The sequence below is a fragment of the Pseudoalteromonas sp. S3785 genome (genome assembly GCF_005887365.1).
In the GTDB taxonomy this organism is placed as follows: Bacteria; Pseudomonadota; Gammaproteobacteria; order Enterobacterales; family Alteromonadaceae; genus Pseudoalteromonas.
The window spans coordinates 98449-114408 of the sequence record NZ_PNCT01000023.1 but is presented as its reverse complement, the minus strand read 5'-3'; the positions used below and the strand labels follow the sequence as shown (position 1 = coordinate 114408).

The following is a 15960-nucleotide window of genomic DNA, read 5'->3' as shown; positions in this document are numbered from 1 at the left end:
AAGCCATTAATCGTTTTTAATAAATCTCTTCCTCTAAAAGCGCAGCGCCTCTTACCCTCTTTGTGAATTAATCATTCTACGGGCTTTGCCCGTCACGCAAGCAAGCTTGGTGTCTACAAGTAAAACCCATATCTACCCTTAGCGGTAGACGAAGAGCTTGCTCACGTGAAAAGCGCAGCTTTTAAATGCTTAAATAAAACACTACTCACAAAGAGAAGCGAATGAGGAGTAAATGAGAAGACATAAAAACATAAACCTTTTTAGAACTATCTATTCCTCTAAAGCGCAGCGCCTCTTATCCTCTTTGTGAATAAATCACTTTACGGGCTTTGCTCATCACGCAAGCAAGCTTCGCGTTTACATTGATAGACTCAATGTAGACGTTATTTTTTATGCAGCGCTTCTATTCGTGCAAGTAAGCTTGATGTATCGTATCGGCCGCCACCAAGTGCTTGTACATCAGCGTAGTACTGATCAACCGTTGCGGTCATCGGTAACGTCGCACCGTTGTTTTTAGCTTCATCAAGCGCGATACCTAAATCTTTACGCATCCAATCTACCGCAAAACCAAACTCGTACTCTCCTGCCCACATTGTTTTGTAGCGGTTTTCCATTTGCCACGACCCCGCAGCCCCTTTTGAAATGGTTTCAATTACTTTTTCACCATCAAGGCCTGCTTGCTTGGCAAAATGTAGGCCTTCTGATAGGCCTTGCACTACGCCGGCAATACAAATTTGATTAACCATTTTACATAACTGCCCTGCGCCCACATCGCCTAATAACTGGCTAAAACGGCTATAGGATGCCATTACGGGTTGCACTTTAGTAAAAACAGCTTCGTTTCCGCCTGCCATAACTGTAAGCACGCCGTTTTCAGCACCAGCTTGCCCGCCTGATACGGGTGCGTCTATAAAATCGATATTTTTCAAGGCTGCTTTTGCTGCTACTTCACGCGCTACTTCAGCTGAGGTTGTTGTATGATCAACTAATACAGTGTGTGGTAACATGCCGGCTAAAACACCGTCGTCGCCATATACTACAGAGCGTAAATCGTTATCGTTCCCAACACACATAAACACTATATCGGCTTCACTTACCGCTTCACGTGGAGTGGGCGCAAAGCAACCTGTGTATTGTTCTGTCCACATTTGAGCCTTAGCTGTAGTACGGTTATATACACACACATTAAAGCCAGATTTTGCTAAATGCCCTGCCATAGGGTAACCCATTACCCCTAAACCTATAAATGCAACATTGATTGACATAAAAGTGCCTTATTTTACTGATAACTTAGAAACTAGGCCCCGATTATGTCAATCGGATGGTGAAAAAGCGAATGAAAGTCTTTATAAAATTTCCACAAACTGGAAATTAAGTAGGTAACCTATGGATAGCATTTATCAATTTAACGCACCACTTTATAACAGTGAAAGTTTCCCCCTTAGCCAATTAAAAGGTAAAACCATACTTATTGTAAATACAGCCAGTAAGTGTAACTTTTCTATGCAGTTAAGTGCTCTTGAAAAACTTTATCAAGAATACAAAAAAAGCGGATTTACAACATTGGCGTTTCCGTGCAATCAATTTGGTCAAAATGAACCGCTTGATAATTTAGCCATTAAAGACTTTTACCAAGCGCAATTTAATGTCTCGTTTGAGGTGTTTGGAAAAGTGATGGTCAACGGACCTGAAGCGCACCCGCTTTTTAATTATTTAAAAGCGCACACACGTGGTATTTCACAAAACCGCGCCGTAAAGTGGAACTTTACTAAATTTTTAATTAATTGTGATGGGCAGCTGGTTGCACGTTACGCTCCACGCACCAAGCCCGAAACACTTAAACAGGTCATTGAGGCAAACTTACCTAGCGCGGTGAGCGCTAATAATTTAAATAACGCTAAAATAATACCCAACTTTAATGCATTAAAAGGTGCTTAATTATTCTAAATCAATAAACCGGTGGTTACTCAAGCATGCTTTATTAAACTAGTTTAAGGTTATGTATAATACCAATGCACAATAATACTTAATTATTTTTGGGGCTAAACGTGTTGCTATCTGCGTTAAAAAACTCTCATTTACGACTACATGAATGCAGAAGGTAGAGCAATGCAGGAGCAATTGCCGAGAACAACTAAATAGCGAATTTTTTGCCTTGCTATCAACACGTTTATCCATCCTCAAAATAGATCACTTAATTATGCGGTTTGGTATAAAAAAGCCTAGATGTGAGCCGTTCAAACTAAACTCTAAGCGCTTATAAGATTTATCGTAAAACAAAAAAAGCCCAGCAGTGCTGGGCTTAAGGTCACTTTAGGAGTAGTTAATTAAATGACACTGTAATGATGTTAGAACATACATTTTCAGTTACACATAATTGGTAATCGTACGATGGTAATGTAGCACCACGTACATAATCACGGTAACGGCCGTTGTCTGATGTGGTATCAACCAGCTCACCGTTACGGTATACGCTTAACGACTCAGCGCCCACACGCTCCCAGCTTAAATCTACACGCATGGTATCAAGGCGAGATTTATTAGCGCGCTTAAGTGTAAGCTCAAGCTCTACATCACTTACAACAACCGTTTGAGTTGAAGTATTAGTGTTGCCTTCACTGTCTGTTACCGTTAGTTCAACATCGTAATTACCTGATGCTGCATATACATGCATTGGGTTTTGATCTGATGATGTTGCACCATCACCAAAATCCCAACTCCACTGTGTAATATCGTTATTTGCATCCGTACTTGTATCTGTAAAGTTAACGGTTAAGCCTTGTGTTTCTACATCAAAGCCCGCACGCGGTGGTTGTGGGCTAACTTCGCCAATAGCGCTTAATGTAAGAGACCAAGTATTAATTGTACCTGTATCAGCTGCTGCGGTATCTTCTACGTGTAGCGTCCAATCACCTGTTGCCACTTCACCGTTAAAAGACTCAGACGTAAAGCTTCTTACTATGTCGTCGTTTGAGCCGCCTACATTGCTTTGTAGTGTTACCTGTGTACCTTGTGCTGATACTAACTTAACCACTAAGTCGCCTGAGTAAGTGTGCGTAATATCAACATTAGCGGTTGTACCAAATACAGTTAAATCATCAGGTACATTAATTACTGACACAGCGCCCACTGGCGAGTTATCAGGAATATCAACACTTGCGTTACTGCTGTAAGTAAAGTCGTTTAAGCCAACAGGTTGAACCATTAACTTAACTGATTGCTCTTTAACAATGTCACCCGCTGTTGCAGTCACTGTTAGCTCGTATTCACCCCACTGTGTATCAGTGTCAGTTTCAACGTTAAGCATTACATCATCACCAGGGCGCGCCGTGCTAGCCGACAAATAAGCACCACCTAATGCTGATGATAGTTCAAGTGTTACTTCCTCATCCCACTCGGCAATTGAACCAATAGTAAATGTGTAATTTGTAGCTTGTCCCGCTACAATTTGTTGCGTAAGTGGATTGGCTGAAATTTTAAAGCCAGGTGTAGGGTCTGCATCAATAAGTGCTTGATTCACATTAAGACGAGTACCTGCCACCGTTACACCTTGTAGTGCCGCATTTGCATCACCAGAGCTCATTAGTAACTCTTTAAGCTCTTGCGTGTTTAGTTCTGGGTTAATAGATAACACTAACGCGGCAGCACCTGCAACATGAGGCGTCGCCATTGATGTGCCAGAATAAGATGCGTAGCTCTCACCTGGTGTGGTCGATAAAATAGCACTACCAGGGGCGCCCATATCAACGCTTGTTAAACCATAATGTGAGAACCATGAAATATTATCGGTTTGATCCGTACTTGCAACCGATAATACACTTGCGTTTTCGTAGTTAGAAGGATAATGAGGGTTAACATCGTTATCTATTGTGTCGTTACCCGCTGCGGCTACAAACAGTAAATCGGCCGCTTCGCTTGATGCAATTGCATCTGCTAGAGCTTGGCTATAACCACCACCGCCCCAGCTATTATTTAATACGCGTAAGTTAACACCGGCATTTTTAAGTCCTACCATGTAGTCAATACACTTAATAGCGTCTGATGTTGAACCACTACCTGCAGCATCTAAAAACTTACAACCTACAAGTGATACTTCGTGGTTAACGCCCACAACACCTGTTGCATTATTACCGCTTGCGCCAATGGTGCCAGATACGTGAGTACCATGGCCTTCATCATCCATAGGGTCACCACTGTTGGTAATTGCATTAATACCGTGCACGTCATCTACAAAGCCGTTACCGTCATTATCGATTCCATCTCCTGGTATTTCACTGCTATTTACCCACATATTGCTCGCTAAATCACTGTGACTATAGTCAATACCTGTATCAATTATACCTACTACAACATCGCGGCTACCCGTCGAAATATCCCACGCTTCTACTGCATCAATATCAGCATCGGCAGTACCCCCTGTTTGACCATCGTTATTCAAGCCCCATAACTCGTCAAAACGTGGGTCATCAGGGGTAGCTGCAATACTTACTTGATAATCAGGCTCAACGTATTCAATAGCTTGATGTGATTTTAATCGAGCGATTGCTTCTTTAGTACTCATGCCTGAAATTTTAAACTTAGCTAAACGCCCAGAAAGTAAAGACTTATAGTTATCATCAATTTCATCTGCGTTTACATCTGAAATTTTTGCTTTCACTAACGAGCGGGCTTGTTTACGCATTTGTGCGGATGCATTTTTTTTGTATTTAACAATTAAGGCATCGCTACTTGCTACAACAGGCTGTTTAACACCTGCATCAGGTAGTTTTGCAGCAGCTAAGCAAGGAAGTAAAGCAAGAGTGATAATAGATAATTTTGTTTTCATTGTTCTATCCATAGTTAGTTTAACTTAGTGGTACTAAGTAAGTTTACTTACAACTTCAAATACAAGAGGATCACGTGGCATAGAACTAGAAGACTAAGAAATATGAATTTACACAAGCCAAAAAATAACAAACAACTAAAAATCAACATTTTTAACCAGACTGATTAACAAAAAAACATGCAACACAGCCATTTTTATGAAATAACTCATCGCGTTTTTACCTTTTTAAGGACCAAACATTTTTACTAGTTTTCCTTTCTTTTTTTGTTCCTATATGAATACTTCTTTATAAAACCATGAAATTTAACAAAAATAAAATTGGTAAAAAAAGATGATTTAAGTCTATTGTCAGGAGGAATACAGTGAAGGTGTTCTTACAAAAAAGTTTATTCGCATTATGTTTAATAAAGATGACAGGATTAAATTCCTTTATTTGTAATAACAAACGATTTACAAAATCAAATTAAAGAGTGGATCACACCATTATTTCAGCACGGCATGCTGAGCGAAAATATCTTATTAAAATTTATAACACTTAAGGTATTTGATTTTACTATTTCAAGGAGAATAAATAATGAAGTTGAATAAAACACTTTTAAGCTGCGCTGTTGCATTAGCAGTGGGTACTAGCTTTGCTTCACATGCAGATACACAAAATAAATCAATATCAAGCTCACAGCTAAGTACACAAGTTTCTACTGAGAACTTAGAAAACAGCTTAACCCTAAGTCAGACTTCAAATGAAAATAACGCACTTCTTTATCAAGAGGGTGACAGCAACACCATGGTTGTTATTACTACAGGTAACAATAATGAAACTGAAGTTGTACAAAACCAATTTGGTAATTACGCCGAAGTAACCACAACTGGCGATAACAATATACAGGTGTACTCGCAAGATGGCGTTGCTAATGGCTTTATCTCCGAGGTAACAGGTAACAACAACATGTTATTTGTTAGTCAATTTGGCCAAGGCTTTTTTGTAAATAACGAAGCGATTAACATTGTAACTGGTGATGACAACCTTATTGATGTAGAGCAAGGCAACGGCGGCCACTGGTTCTACAACATGGATATGCAAGGTAATGCAAATGAAATTAGCGCTTTGCAAGAGGGTGAATGGCATGAAGCAGAAATCACTATGCTTACTGGCGACGAAAACACTTTAAGTCTAGAACAAGATGGCTTTTGGAATACCTTTAAAGTAAGTAGCTTACAAGGTAATGAAAACGAGCTTGATGTTGAGCAAAGCGGCGACCGAAATGCTGTAACATTTAGCGATATCTCTGGTGATGCTAATGAGATTGACGTTGAGCAAGATGGCTTAACAAATGCAGTAACGTTTGCAGCTGTTGTAGGTGATGATAACCAAATAGATTTAGATCAAGAAGGTTCGCTTAATACTATTGAGTCAAACTTATTTGAAGGTGCAAACAACGAAGTAACAGCAACGCAAAATGGTGCTGAAAACTTAATGACAGCCGATTTAATTGGTGACAATAATGAGCTAACTTCACTCCAAAGCGGTGACTTGAACGAATCTTACATGGGTGTAATTGGCTCTGATAATGAGTTTTCAACCACTCAAGTTGGCGACTTAAACTCGGTTCACCTTGCTAATTTTAACGGCACAGGTAACGATGTTGATTTAGTTCAATCTGGTGATGAAAATACCATGCTGGTGCAATCGTCGTATCCTGATGTATCGCTTACATCAAACGATAACGATATTGATATTTCACAAACGGGTACTCAAAACGAAGCGGTTGTAACACTTGCGGGTATTTTAGATAGCAACGATAACCAAATCGATATTGCGCAAGATGGTATGTTAAACCTAGTTGATATGATGGTTGAAGGCAGTAGCCATAGTATTGATATTTCACAAGAAGGTGAAGGTAACTGGGTAGGTGGCGTTGGTCAATCAGCCTTTTTAGTGGGCGGTGAAAACGTGTCATTTACAGTCACTCAGGTAGGTAACGACAACCTTGTGGAAGGTTCAGTTATTGGCTACGACAGCACGGTATCTGTTACACAAATTGGTGATGGCAACACTGCAACAATTACACAAATGTAATTATTGAGGTGGGGAGATTAGCCCTCCCCATTTTATTATGAAAATAAATATTCACTTACGTTACTTCCTACTTAGCTTTTTACTTCTTTTTTCTTCGCTCAGTGCTGCCGAGCAAGAACTGGAAATAGATGGCTTACTACTTGATAGAAGCATTAGCCGTTTTGGCCATCAATTTTATTACGAATTTTCGAATTACTGGCGAGACCTCCCCTCCACTGCCGGTTTTAATATAGAAATAAAAGAAACGGTAATACCAAAAGCGGGCACAAAGCTTTCGCTAATTATGAATAATGAACTCGTATATGTAACCTATTTAGGACGTAGATTAGCGCCCCTCGACGAACGCGTTGAGCAAGCTGTTTACACTGTAATAGAAGCGATGGCACGCTCAAATATGACTACATCGTCACCCGACATGGCAGTAAATGGATGGTAAAATGAAAAAAATAGCACTTATAATAATAACAACACTTAGTTTTTCAGCCTCGGCAACTGAAATAATTTATACCCCAATCAACCCAAGCTTTGGTGGTAACCCACTCAATGCCACAATGCTGCTTAGTAAAGCACAAGCGCAAAACAAGCACAAAGCCCCAACTGTTGAAAAAGGCTATGCAGAGCAGTTTCAGGAAACGCTCGAGCGCACTTACTTAAACCAAATGGTACGTGAAATTACTGATATGGCATTTGGGGAAGATGTTGAAAACAGTATTTTTGATCAAGACTCAATATTTATGAGTGGAGACTATCAAATAGAAGTAATAACCAGCACAACAGATACTATAACTGTAAAAATAACCAATATATTAGATGACTCAGTGGTGATCATTGAAGTACCGAGGTTCGGATAATGCATAAACTAATAATAACACTAACGCTTTTAAGCTTAACCGGTTGTGCTGGCATGAGTAATTTAATTCCGCCTTCACAACAAGTTGCTACAACACTTGAACCAACAGAAATATTTAGTGATTTAAAAAACTTACCTAAACCCGTAGGCAGTATCCCTGTGTCTGTGTATTCGTTTAGAGACCAAACAGGCCAATATAAGCCACAAACTAATGTAAGCTCGTTTTCAACAGCGGTTACACAAGGTGCTAACTCTATTTTAGTGCAAGCTTTGCACGAATCTGATTGGTTTACGCCGGTTGAACGCGAAGGCTTACAGAATATTTTAACCGAGCGAAAAATTATTCGAGCTGGTAAATCTGACAATCCTAACCAACCAGATTTACCGCCGCTAACCACCGCTAAAATAATTTTAGAAGGCGGTATTATTAGCTACGATACCAACGTAAAAACGGGCGGTTTAGGCATGGAATATTTTGGTATTGGGGCTTCAGAGCTTTACCGAGAAGATGCCATCTCTATCTATTTACGTGCAGTTGATGTTCGCACCGGCCAAGTTCTATTGAGCGTTGCCACCAGCAAAAAAGTGCTAAGCCAAGAAATGCGTGCAGGCTTTTTTAGGTATGTAAGTTACAAACGACTGGCTGAAGCCGAGGCGGGCTTTAGTGATAATGAGCCAATGAGTATATGTGTGACCCAAGCTATTGAAAAAGCACTCACAGACTTAATTACAAAAGGCATTGATAGAGGGTTATGGGCCAAAAAAGCAGCCTAAATTTAAAGACTAAAAAGGCTACATGATGTAGCCTTTTTATATAAAACACTTTTTGCTTAAACCTAAACTAAAAATATTAAATCGGTTTAACTACTTAGCCATAGGTAATAAAACCGATATATAACGCTGAGCCCAATTTGCCAATTCTACACGGTTGCGCGAATTGGTTTTTTTAAAGGCACTGTACAAATGTGTTTTAACGGTGTGATCACTTATATTAAGCTTATCAGCAATGGCATTATTGCTTGCCCCTTGGGCAATTAAGTGAATAACCGATTTTTCGCGCTTAGTAAGATGCGCATAATCCCCTTTTTTTAGGGTTATATCTTCTTGTAAGCTATTAAACGAAGAGGCCACAGAAAGAATATCTGAAAATGCTTTAGATATAACTTTGCGCGTAAACCACAATTCACCAGACGTTATTCTTACAAGCCCTTTAAATATATCTTCTGGCGCATCTGATTTATAAAACACGCCATTAAAATGATTGAGCAATAAGTTTTTTTCACATACTGCACTGGGCTCTACATTAAATAACACCACTTTGTGCTTTTTAGCTAAGCAAATTAAATCAGCAGGTAGTAAATCTAACCAGTTATTTTTAGCGCCATCTATTAAAAATAAATCAAACCTCTCCCTTTGCTCATTTTTAGGGATAGCGTCATCCATTTTTATATCACCAAAAATGGCTTGCATGGTTTTTAATATGGTCGTGTAGCTTTCGCAGTGAAAAGAAGATTGAAACGTAGTTTTTATAAAAACGGAGTGTGGCTGTAGCATAAATTTCTTCCTTGAAACGTTTATTCCACATTACCGAATTTATAAACAACTTTCAATGCGATTTTGGTATTATTACCACAAAGAAAAGATACGCATTAATTATATTAAACCAATATTTACAATAAGTTAGCTTAATAAAGTGATTGTTTTTTCATATAACACACTGCTCTGATCAGTCCTCACATAACGTATAAAAGCGTGAAGTAACCCCGTTAGTCCAACCAAAGCCCTGCTGAACAACGTATTCCCCTCCCCCTGCCTTTAATTGCGGCATACACACATTGTATTTTTCAAGTAGGCAATGATTAAGTGAAAAATCGTTTTCTACCATCGTTAACCAGTTTTGCATTATACGCTTACTGATACTGCTAAAACCGTAATTATTAAGTCCTTTGACGGCAAACCACTGCAGCGGCGCCCACCCATTAGGACTATCCCATTGCTGTGATGTAGAGGTAACGGTAGTAACTATGCCACCGGCCTTTAAAAAGTCTTGGCTTAGTCGCTCGGCTACATGTTGAGCTTGTTGCTCAGACGCTAAGTTAAAAAATAATGCAGTACTTGCAGCAGCGCTTAACACCTTGGATTGACTCGCTTTGCAATGATTATAATCAACAAAAAAGTGAGCTTGCTCACTCCACATGTATTTATTAATCAGTGAGCGGCGAGCTGTTGCGTAGTCGCTAAACAAATCGGCTTGTTGGCTATTACCTAGCAGCTTATTAAACTTACTAAGCTGTTTTTCTAGGTTGTAAAGTAAACAATTAAGATCAATGGGTAGTATATCGGTCGTTTGTATAGAGCTAAGTGAATTAGGCTCAGCTAGCCAGCGGGAACTAAAGTCCCAGCCTGATTCACACGCTGCACGTATATGCCTATAAAAGTCAGGCTTTCTATGGTCAGCTAAACCCGCTGCGAGGACTAGATCTTCTCTAAGAGATTCAGCCCTAGGAGTTGCCTCATCATCCCAATAACGATTTAGCTTGCCGCCGCATGGCATTTTTACAACTCGCCTTAGTGCCGGTTTCTCGTTAGTAAGCTCTTCTGCACCTTGCATCCAAAACGCATACTCTTTTTGAAGCGCAATAACACACCTTTCAAGCCATGCCACATTATTGGATTTACTGTGTTCGTGCTGCCATAGCAATTCAACCATTAGGGCTAAAATAGGTGGCTGCGAACGCGATAAATAGTAACTGCGGTTGCCATTTGGAATGCACCCATAATCATTTATAAGGTCGATAAAGTTTTGTAGCATATCTTCTACAATCTCGTGTTTATTAGCATCTATTAAGCCAAGCGCTGTAAAGTAGCTATCCCAGTAGTATATCTCCTGAAAACGCCCACCTGGCACAATGTAGCTATGCTTTAATGCTAATAAAGAGTCGGCTTTAGGTTTATCAGCCTCCCGCCTCAAACCATGCCATAAAGAGTTGATGTAGTGTTTAACGCTTGAAGTATCTGGCTCACTTTGCATACGTAGTAAGGGCGTTGTAATAAAGTGCTCATTTACAAACTCTTTTAATTGAGCATGGTTAAGCGGTGCTACTTGCTCATAGTGTTTACATGCACTTTGCCAGCTGGTTCGTGCGGTTGCATCTGCAAATGTTTTACAGTCATCAAAAATATGTTGGGTCTGTACATCTTTAAATAACTGGCTTTCAAAAAAATTCATAACAATCCTAAATCAATTATATGCGGGCAACGTGCTGAGAAATGGCGCGGGTGCGCTGTTTAAAAATAATCACGCTTATAAAAATTAAGCTAATAGGTATTAACGAGAAGTAAAATGCGTACTGACCGCTAAAATGCTCAAATACATAACCTGTGATCATTGAACCAGTTGTGCCTCCAAGTGCTGAAAACACAACAATTAACCCTGTCATAGCTGCATGTTGGTGCTTTTCTAAAGCACTAAGCATTACCGAATTTAACACTGGATAAATTGGCGCCATAAAAAAACCAATAAGGGGCAAAACAAAGGCGGCCAGCGGTGCGTCAAATAAACGAGTAATTGCTGTATTAGGTAGGTTTTCAGTTAGGGGTAACGTTATAATAATAAGTAATGCCATAGCGACTAAGCATCCACACAGCACAAAAAACCAATTGATGTGCTTAAGCACCTGCCCCGCAACTAAACGACCAAGCGCTAACGCCGCTGCAAAAATACTCGCTAACTGAATACTTATAGCCACAGGCAATTGCAAAACTTGGTTATTAAAAGTGGGCAGCCAAGTACCTACCCCTTGTTCAATTAGGACGTATAAAAATGCACTTATAATAAAAATAAGTACCAGGGGCTGATACGTTAACTTAAGCATAGCGATAAAGTCACTTAAGCTCGAACTGCTTTTGTTGCTTTGTAGCGCAGGTTTTATAGGTGCAGCTATAACGCTTAAAATCACAACTAAAGTAAGTGCAGCCAACGCGTAATATACATTTAGCCACGCACTAGGCTCGCCGGGGTTTATAAATGCAGTAAAAATCCAATAGCCGCTTAACACACCCACCATAAAAATACCCTCTATGGTGTTTAATAACGACGAATGGCTATTAGCATCGTCGGTTACTTGGCCAATAATTGAATAAACAGATACCTTGACTACCGCAAAACCACAGCCTATCACTGCAAATAGCAGTTTAAACATATAAAATTCGCTAATCATTGCAGTGCTTAAGCACGCTAATGCAACAACAGCTAAAGCGCCTAGCATTGCGAGCTTATAACCTAATCTAGGAATGAACGAAGCAACTGCAAAAGACATTATCGCAATTGATAAGTCTTTAAACCCTTCTAAAACAGACGCCTCAGTTTTGCTAACGCCCAGTGTATTTATTGCCTGCAAAATGACTGTTCCTACGCTATTTAATAATATTGCGAAAATAAAATAGCTTGCAGCAATTGCGAGTGTAATTTTTGTTTTACTCATAGCTTGCCTTACTTATAGCGCAGTACGCCATAACAATTAAAGCTAACACCTTTAGGTAATTAGCGTGTGTGTTTGTGTCAGTGAACATTGAGTTTAGTGTAGAATAAAAATCAATGCAATCGTTTGCATTTTAAGTTTTTTAAATTAATTTCTATTAGTCATACTTCAGCGCTTACTCGATTGGCGAGTTATTAGCTCTATATCAATAACTTGAGATTCAACTTTTTCACCCATAAATTGTTGAATAAGCTTTTTAACTAAAAGTTCAGCCGCTATTTGTGTATTTTGTTTAATTGTTGAAAGCGAGGGATGGCTAATATCTGCCATTGCTATATCGTCAAAACCAACCAATGCAACATCGTTAGGAATACTGACATAGCGCTCTTTTAATGCCTTCATTGCACCTAAGGCAACCATGTCGCTACAGGCCATAATTGCATCAAAGTAGAGCCCTTTTTCGCGTAAAAGACTATTAATTTCTTGATACGCTGAGCTACTAGTAATATCAATAGAAACAACGTGTTGCTCTAGTTTATGTGTAGATAGCGCAGCCGCATAGCCACGGTGTCTTTCGCTAATTTCGCCGTGTTCTGGGTCGCCTAAAAATAAAATATTTTTTGCACCGTGCTCGATTAAGTGTGCAGTGGCTTGCATTCCACCTAGGTAGTTATCACTGCCTACAATAGGGTAATTACTGGGGGTTTTAGGATCTCCCCACACAACCAAAGGGATCCCCGCTTTAGCAGCCGCCTCTATATTACGCTGATCTTTACCTTGCCCAACGACAATAATGCCATCGGCCCTTCGGCCATTAATAAAATAATTGGCCCAATCATGCTGTGCCATTATTGAATTAGACAATAAAAGCTCTAAACCTTGTTGATTAAGTGCAAGGTTAATTTCGCTAACCACTTTAAGTAAGAACGGATCGCTAATCGATTGTTCGGTTTGTTCATCTAAGTTAATGATAACAGCAACAACATTTGTTTTTTGAGTGCGTAAGCGGCTTGCAGCGGTGTTTAAACTAAAATTATGCTCTTTGGCAAGTTGTTTTAATTTATCGCGTGTTTCTTGTTTTATTAAAGGGTTATCATTTAATGCACGCGAAACCGTAGAGGTAGATACCCCTGCCAGCTTTGCTAGATCAGCTAATTTTATTTTTTTGTTATCCATGAAAACCCTAAGCCGCGTTGTATTAACTAATGTTTAGTGTAACTGACTGACAATATAGCATTATTAATTTTCTCTGGCTTGCCTCACTGGCTAAAAAAACCATACCTCGAGTATTGCGCTCAATATTCACACAATTAAATTCATAAATAATTTACAAATAAATATTGCAAACGTTTGCATTAATCTTTATGGTTTCACCATATACAGCCTGTTTACATAAAAACGTTATGTGCAGGCAGTAAAAAACACACTGTTTAACACACTAAAAACGGGATCACACATGACATTCAATAAAGCAAAAAGTACATTAGCGTGCGCTATAACTTTAGCCTTGGGCTCTCACAGCACCTTTGCACAAGAGCAAGCAGCAGAAACTAAGGTTGAGCGTATTGTTGTTTCGGGCACACCTACAGGCGTTGGCATCAGAAAAATTGATGCAGGCTACGCTGTTACAAATATCGATAGCCAACAAATTATTAAGCTTTCACCAAAAAGCACTGCCGACCTGTTTAAAGCAGTACCCGGTGTTTGGGTTGAAAGCTCAGGGGGTGAATCGGGCGCTAATGTATTTGTACGTGGTTTTCCTGGCGGTGGTGACGCGCCATTTTTAACCTTAAGCATTGAAGGGTCACCTGTTTACCCAGCTCCTACATTATCGTTTTTAGAAAATTCCTCACTATTTAGAATTGATGAAACCATTGAAACTATGGAAGCTTTACGGGGCGGACCAAACCCTGTTTTATCAAACGGCCAACCCGGTTTAACAACTAACTTTAGGCTAAAACGTGGCAGTGAAGACACCGAAGGCTTATTTAAATACACCACATCAGATTACGACTTACAACGTGTAGATGCTGTTATTAGTGGTGAAATTACTGACGATTTATACTTTATGGTTGGCGGATACGTAAAAAGCTCACCGGGTATCCGTGATGCAGGCTTTACCTCTGAGAAAGGCAGCCAATTTACCATTAATATTACTAAAGATTTAGATAACGGCGAGCTTAACTTTTATACCCGCCAAACAGATGACCATGGTGCATGGTACTTACCTACCCCTCTTAATATAGAAGGGATTGACGCAGAGTATACGCAACTTGGTACGTTAAACCGCCAAGCCACTATATTCACAGGCCCTGACGCACAATCACACGATATAGACTTAGGTGATGGCCGAGGTTGGGATGGCCATGTTACAGGCGGTAGCATTAAGCTAGAGCTTGATAATGGCTGGCAACTTTCTGACCGATTTAATATAACTAAAGGAGATGCCAATACATACGGGTTAGTGCCAAGTGGCTCGGCAACCACGGTTAGCGCAGTTGCCGATAATGGCCAAACCGCGTTTGGCGCAGTAAGTAATACTGAGTACACAAGCGATACCCCAATACAACAACTTGGCCGTTGGGTTGTACTTAAAGAAATTAGCTCATTTACTAACGATTTAGCTTTTTCAAAGCAATTTGATGATTTATCAGCCACTTTTGGTTACTACACAGCTACTACATCTGCAAACGATTGGTGGAGCTTAGGTAATACGGCTTACCACGTATTAGAAGCAGGTGGCGAGTCGCTAACTGGCATTGAATGTAATCAAAGTACTGATGGCTGTGATTTTAACTACGATATAAGCTCAACAGGTGATGCGCGCACCCATGCATTTTATGTAACAGCTCAATACAAATTTGCTGAAGACTTTACCTTAGATGCCGGCGTGCGCCACGAAAGCCATGAAGTAGAATACAGTGTTGATGAAGGCCTTGATGGCATTATTACCAAAGCAGTTAACTATGATGAAAGTAAAACATCATGGACTACGGGTATAAATTATTCAATAAACGATGACATGGGTGTATTTGCACGTGTAAACCGTGGTTATAAAATGCCTTACTTTGATGACTTTAGAGATAACTTTAGCGCTTATGAAAGCGGCGAAAAGCTAATTAAAGAAGTAACCCAAGGCGAATTTGGTTACAAGCTAATTTCTGACTCTACAGACTTTTACGCCACTTTGTTTGTTAATGAAGTAAAAGGCGATACATTTGTACGCCGCCCAGGTGTACCTGCAGAAATTTTAACAAACGAAGCGTACGGTGTTGAGCTGGATTATAACTTTAATCATCAGTCGGGTTTTTCGGTTAATTTAAATACCACATTACAAGAAACTGAAATAACCCAAAGCCCTACCAATGAAGGGAATGAGTCTCAACGTCAACCAAAATGGCAAGTGCGTATCACACCTAGCTACGACTTTGAGCTACAAGGTATGTATGCCACATTATATGGCACACTGTCGGCTGTTGATAATCGCTTTGGTAACAACGAAAACACGGTGACTCTTGATGGCTACGAAAAAGTAGACTTAGGTTTAATTTTAGAACCTATGGAAGGCATAAAACTACAACTGGCCATTGATAACTTAACAGATGAGCAAGGTATAACAGAGGGCGACCCGCGTAATGCCGATGCCCCAAATGGCCGCTATATCATGCCACGTACTACGCGCTTTAGTGTAAGTTATGCGTTTTAAATACACTTAATGATAAAGGGA

General features: G+C 39.8%; 11 protein-coding genes and 1 pseudogene. 6 read left to right on the top strand and 6 right to left on the bottom strand.

Annotated elements, in window-relative coordinates:
* Positions 1 to 383: 383 nt before the first annotated feature.
* A complete protein-coding gene (locus CWC17_RS06740) occupies positions 384 to 1265 on the bottom strand; it encodes an NAD(P)-dependent oxidoreductase (RefSeq protein WP_138612420.1) in 882 nt (293 codons plus the stop codon).
* 121 nt (positions 1266 to 1386) lie between these two features.
* On the opposite strand from CWC17_RS06740, the gene CWC17_RS06735 reads away from it, so the two are divergent.
* Positions 1387 to 1938 carry a glutathione peroxidase gene (locus CWC17_RS06735; protein ID WP_138612419.1) on the top strand — a complete coding sequence of 184 codons (552 nt, stop codon included), beginning with the start codon at positions 1387 to 1389 and terminating at the stop codon, positions 1936 to 1938.
* Positions 1939 to 2323: 385 nt separating this feature from the next.
* On the opposite strand, the gene CWC17_RS06730 is transcribed toward CWC17_RS06735, so the two are convergent.
* Complete coding sequence (locus tag CWC17_RS06730) at positions 2324 to 4825, bottom strand: S8 family serine peptidase (protein ID WP_138612418.1); 2502 nt, start codon at positions 4823 to 4825, stop codon at positions 2324 to 2326.
* A 574-nt stretch (positions 4826 to 5399) separates the two neighbouring features.
* On the opposite strand from CWC17_RS06730, the gene CWC17_RS06725 reads away from it, so the two are divergent.
* From CWC17_RS06725 to CWC17_RS06710, 4 genes are read left to right on the top strand one after another with little or no spacing between them, the layout of a single operon-like run.
* Complete coding sequence (locus tag CWC17_RS06725) at positions 5400 to 6902, top strand: curlin (protein WP_138612417.1); 1503 nt, start codon at positions 5400 to 5402, stop codon at positions 6900 to 6902.
* Positions 6903 to 6939: 37 nt separating this feature from the next.
* Entirely contained in the window at positions 6940 to 7338 is a 399-nt protein-coding gene (locus CWC17_RS06720) for a curli production assembly/transport protein CsgE (protein WP_055018302.1), read from the top strand.
* Positions 7328 to 7753: a curli assembly protein CsgF gene (locus CWC17_RS06715; RefSeq protein ID WP_055018303.1), complete on the top strand. Its 426-nt coding sequence runs from the start codon at positions 7328 to 7330 to the stop codon at positions 7751 to 7753. The genes CWC17_RS06720 and CWC17_RS06715 overlap by 11 nt, the downstream gene beginning before the upstream one ends.
* Positions 7753 to 8526 carry a CsgG/HfaB family protein gene (locus CWC17_RS06710; RefSeq protein WP_055018304.1) on the top strand — a complete coding sequence of 258 codons (774 nt, stop codon included), beginning with the start codon at positions 7753 to 7755 and terminating at the stop codon, positions 8524 to 8526. Before CWC17_RS06715 ends, CWC17_RS06710 begins: the two co-directional genes overlap by 1 nt.
* A 90-nt stretch (positions 8527 to 8616) precedes the next feature.
* Here CWC17_RS06710 and CWC17_RS06705 read toward each other — a convergent pair whose 3' ends face one another.
* The 4 genes and pseudogenes from CWC17_RS06705 to CWC17_RS06690 form a co-directional block, all read right to left on the bottom strand.
* On the bottom strand, positions 8617 to 9306 hold the full coding sequence (locus CWC17_RS06705; protein ID WP_138612416.1) for a response regulator transcription factor: 690 nt from the start codon (positions 9304 to 9306) through the stop codon (positions 8617 to 8619).
* A 172-nt stretch (positions 9307 to 9478) separates the two neighbouring features.
* Positions 9479 to 10981: an alpha,alpha-trehalase TreF gene (gene treF, locus CWC17_RS06700; protein ID WP_138612415.1), complete on the bottom strand. Its 1503-nt coding sequence runs from the start codon at positions 10979 to 10981 to the stop codon at positions 9479 to 9481.
* 16 nt (positions 10982 to 10997) lie between these two features.
* Positions 10998 to 12236, bottom strand: coding sequence for an MFS transporter (locus CWC17_RS06695; protein ID WP_055020051.1), 1239 nt, complete (start codon positions 12234 to 12236; stop codon positions 10998 to 11000).
* A 165-nt stretch (positions 12237 to 12401) separates the two neighbouring features.
* Positions 12402 to 13412 (bottom strand): annotated as a pseudogene (locus tag CWC17_RS06690) (LacI family DNA-binding transcriptional regulator); the annotation flags it as partial.
* A gap of 277 nt (positions 13413 to 13689) precedes the next feature.
* On the opposite strand from CWC17_RS06690, the gene CWC17_RS06685 reads away from it, so the two are divergent.
* On the top strand, positions 13690 to 15939 hold the full coding sequence (locus tag CWC17_RS06685; protein ID WP_138612414.1) for a TonB-dependent receptor: 2250 nt from the start codon (positions 13690 to 13692) through the stop codon (positions 15937 to 15939).
* Positions 15940 to 15960: the final 21 nt, after the last annotated feature.

Excerpts from the sequence above, each read along its gene's own strand:
- CWC17_RS06740 (WP_138612420.1), bottom strand. The coding sequence starts at position 1,265 with ATGTCAATCAATGTTGCATTTATAGGTTTAGGGGTAATGGGTTACCCT.
- CWC17_RS06735 (WP_138612419.1), top strand. The coding sequence starts at position 1,387 with ATGGATAGCATTTATCAATTTAACGCACCACTTTATAACAGTGAAAGT.
- CWC17_RS06730 (WP_138612418.1), bottom strand. The coding sequence starts at position 4,825 with ATGAAAACAAAATTATCTATTATCACTCTTGCTTTACTTCCTTGCTTA.
- CWC17_RS06725 (WP_138612417.1), top strand. The coding sequence starts at position 5,400 with ATGAAGTTGAATAAAACACTTTTAAGCTGCGCTGTTGCATTAGCAGTG.
- CWC17_RS06720 (WP_055018302.1), top strand. The coding sequence starts at position 6,940 with ATGAAAATAAATATTCACTTACGTTACTTCCTACTTAGCTTTTTACTT.
- CWC17_RS06715 (WP_055018303.1), top strand. The coding sequence starts at position 7,328 with ATGGATGGTAAAATGAAAAAAATAGCACTTATAATAATAACAACACTT.
- CWC17_RS06710 (WP_055018304.1), top strand. The coding sequence starts at position 7,753 with ATGCATAAACTAATAATAACACTAACGCTTTTAAGCTTAACCGGTTGT.
- CWC17_RS06705 (WP_138612416.1), bottom strand. The coding sequence starts at position 9,306 with ATGCTACAGCCACACTCCGTTTTTATAAAAACTACGTTTCAATCTTCT.
- treF (WP_138612415.1), bottom strand. The coding sequence starts at position 10,981 with ATGAATTTTTTTGAAAGCCAGTTATTTAAAGATGTACAGACCCAACAT.
- CWC17_RS06695 (WP_055020051.1), bottom strand. The coding sequence starts at position 12,236 with ATGAGTAAAACAAAAATTACACTCGCAATTGCTGCAAGCTATTTTATT.
- CWC17_RS06685 (WP_138612414.1), top strand. The coding sequence starts at position 13,690 with ATGACATTCAATAAAGCAAAAAGTACATTAGCGTGCGCTATAACTTTA.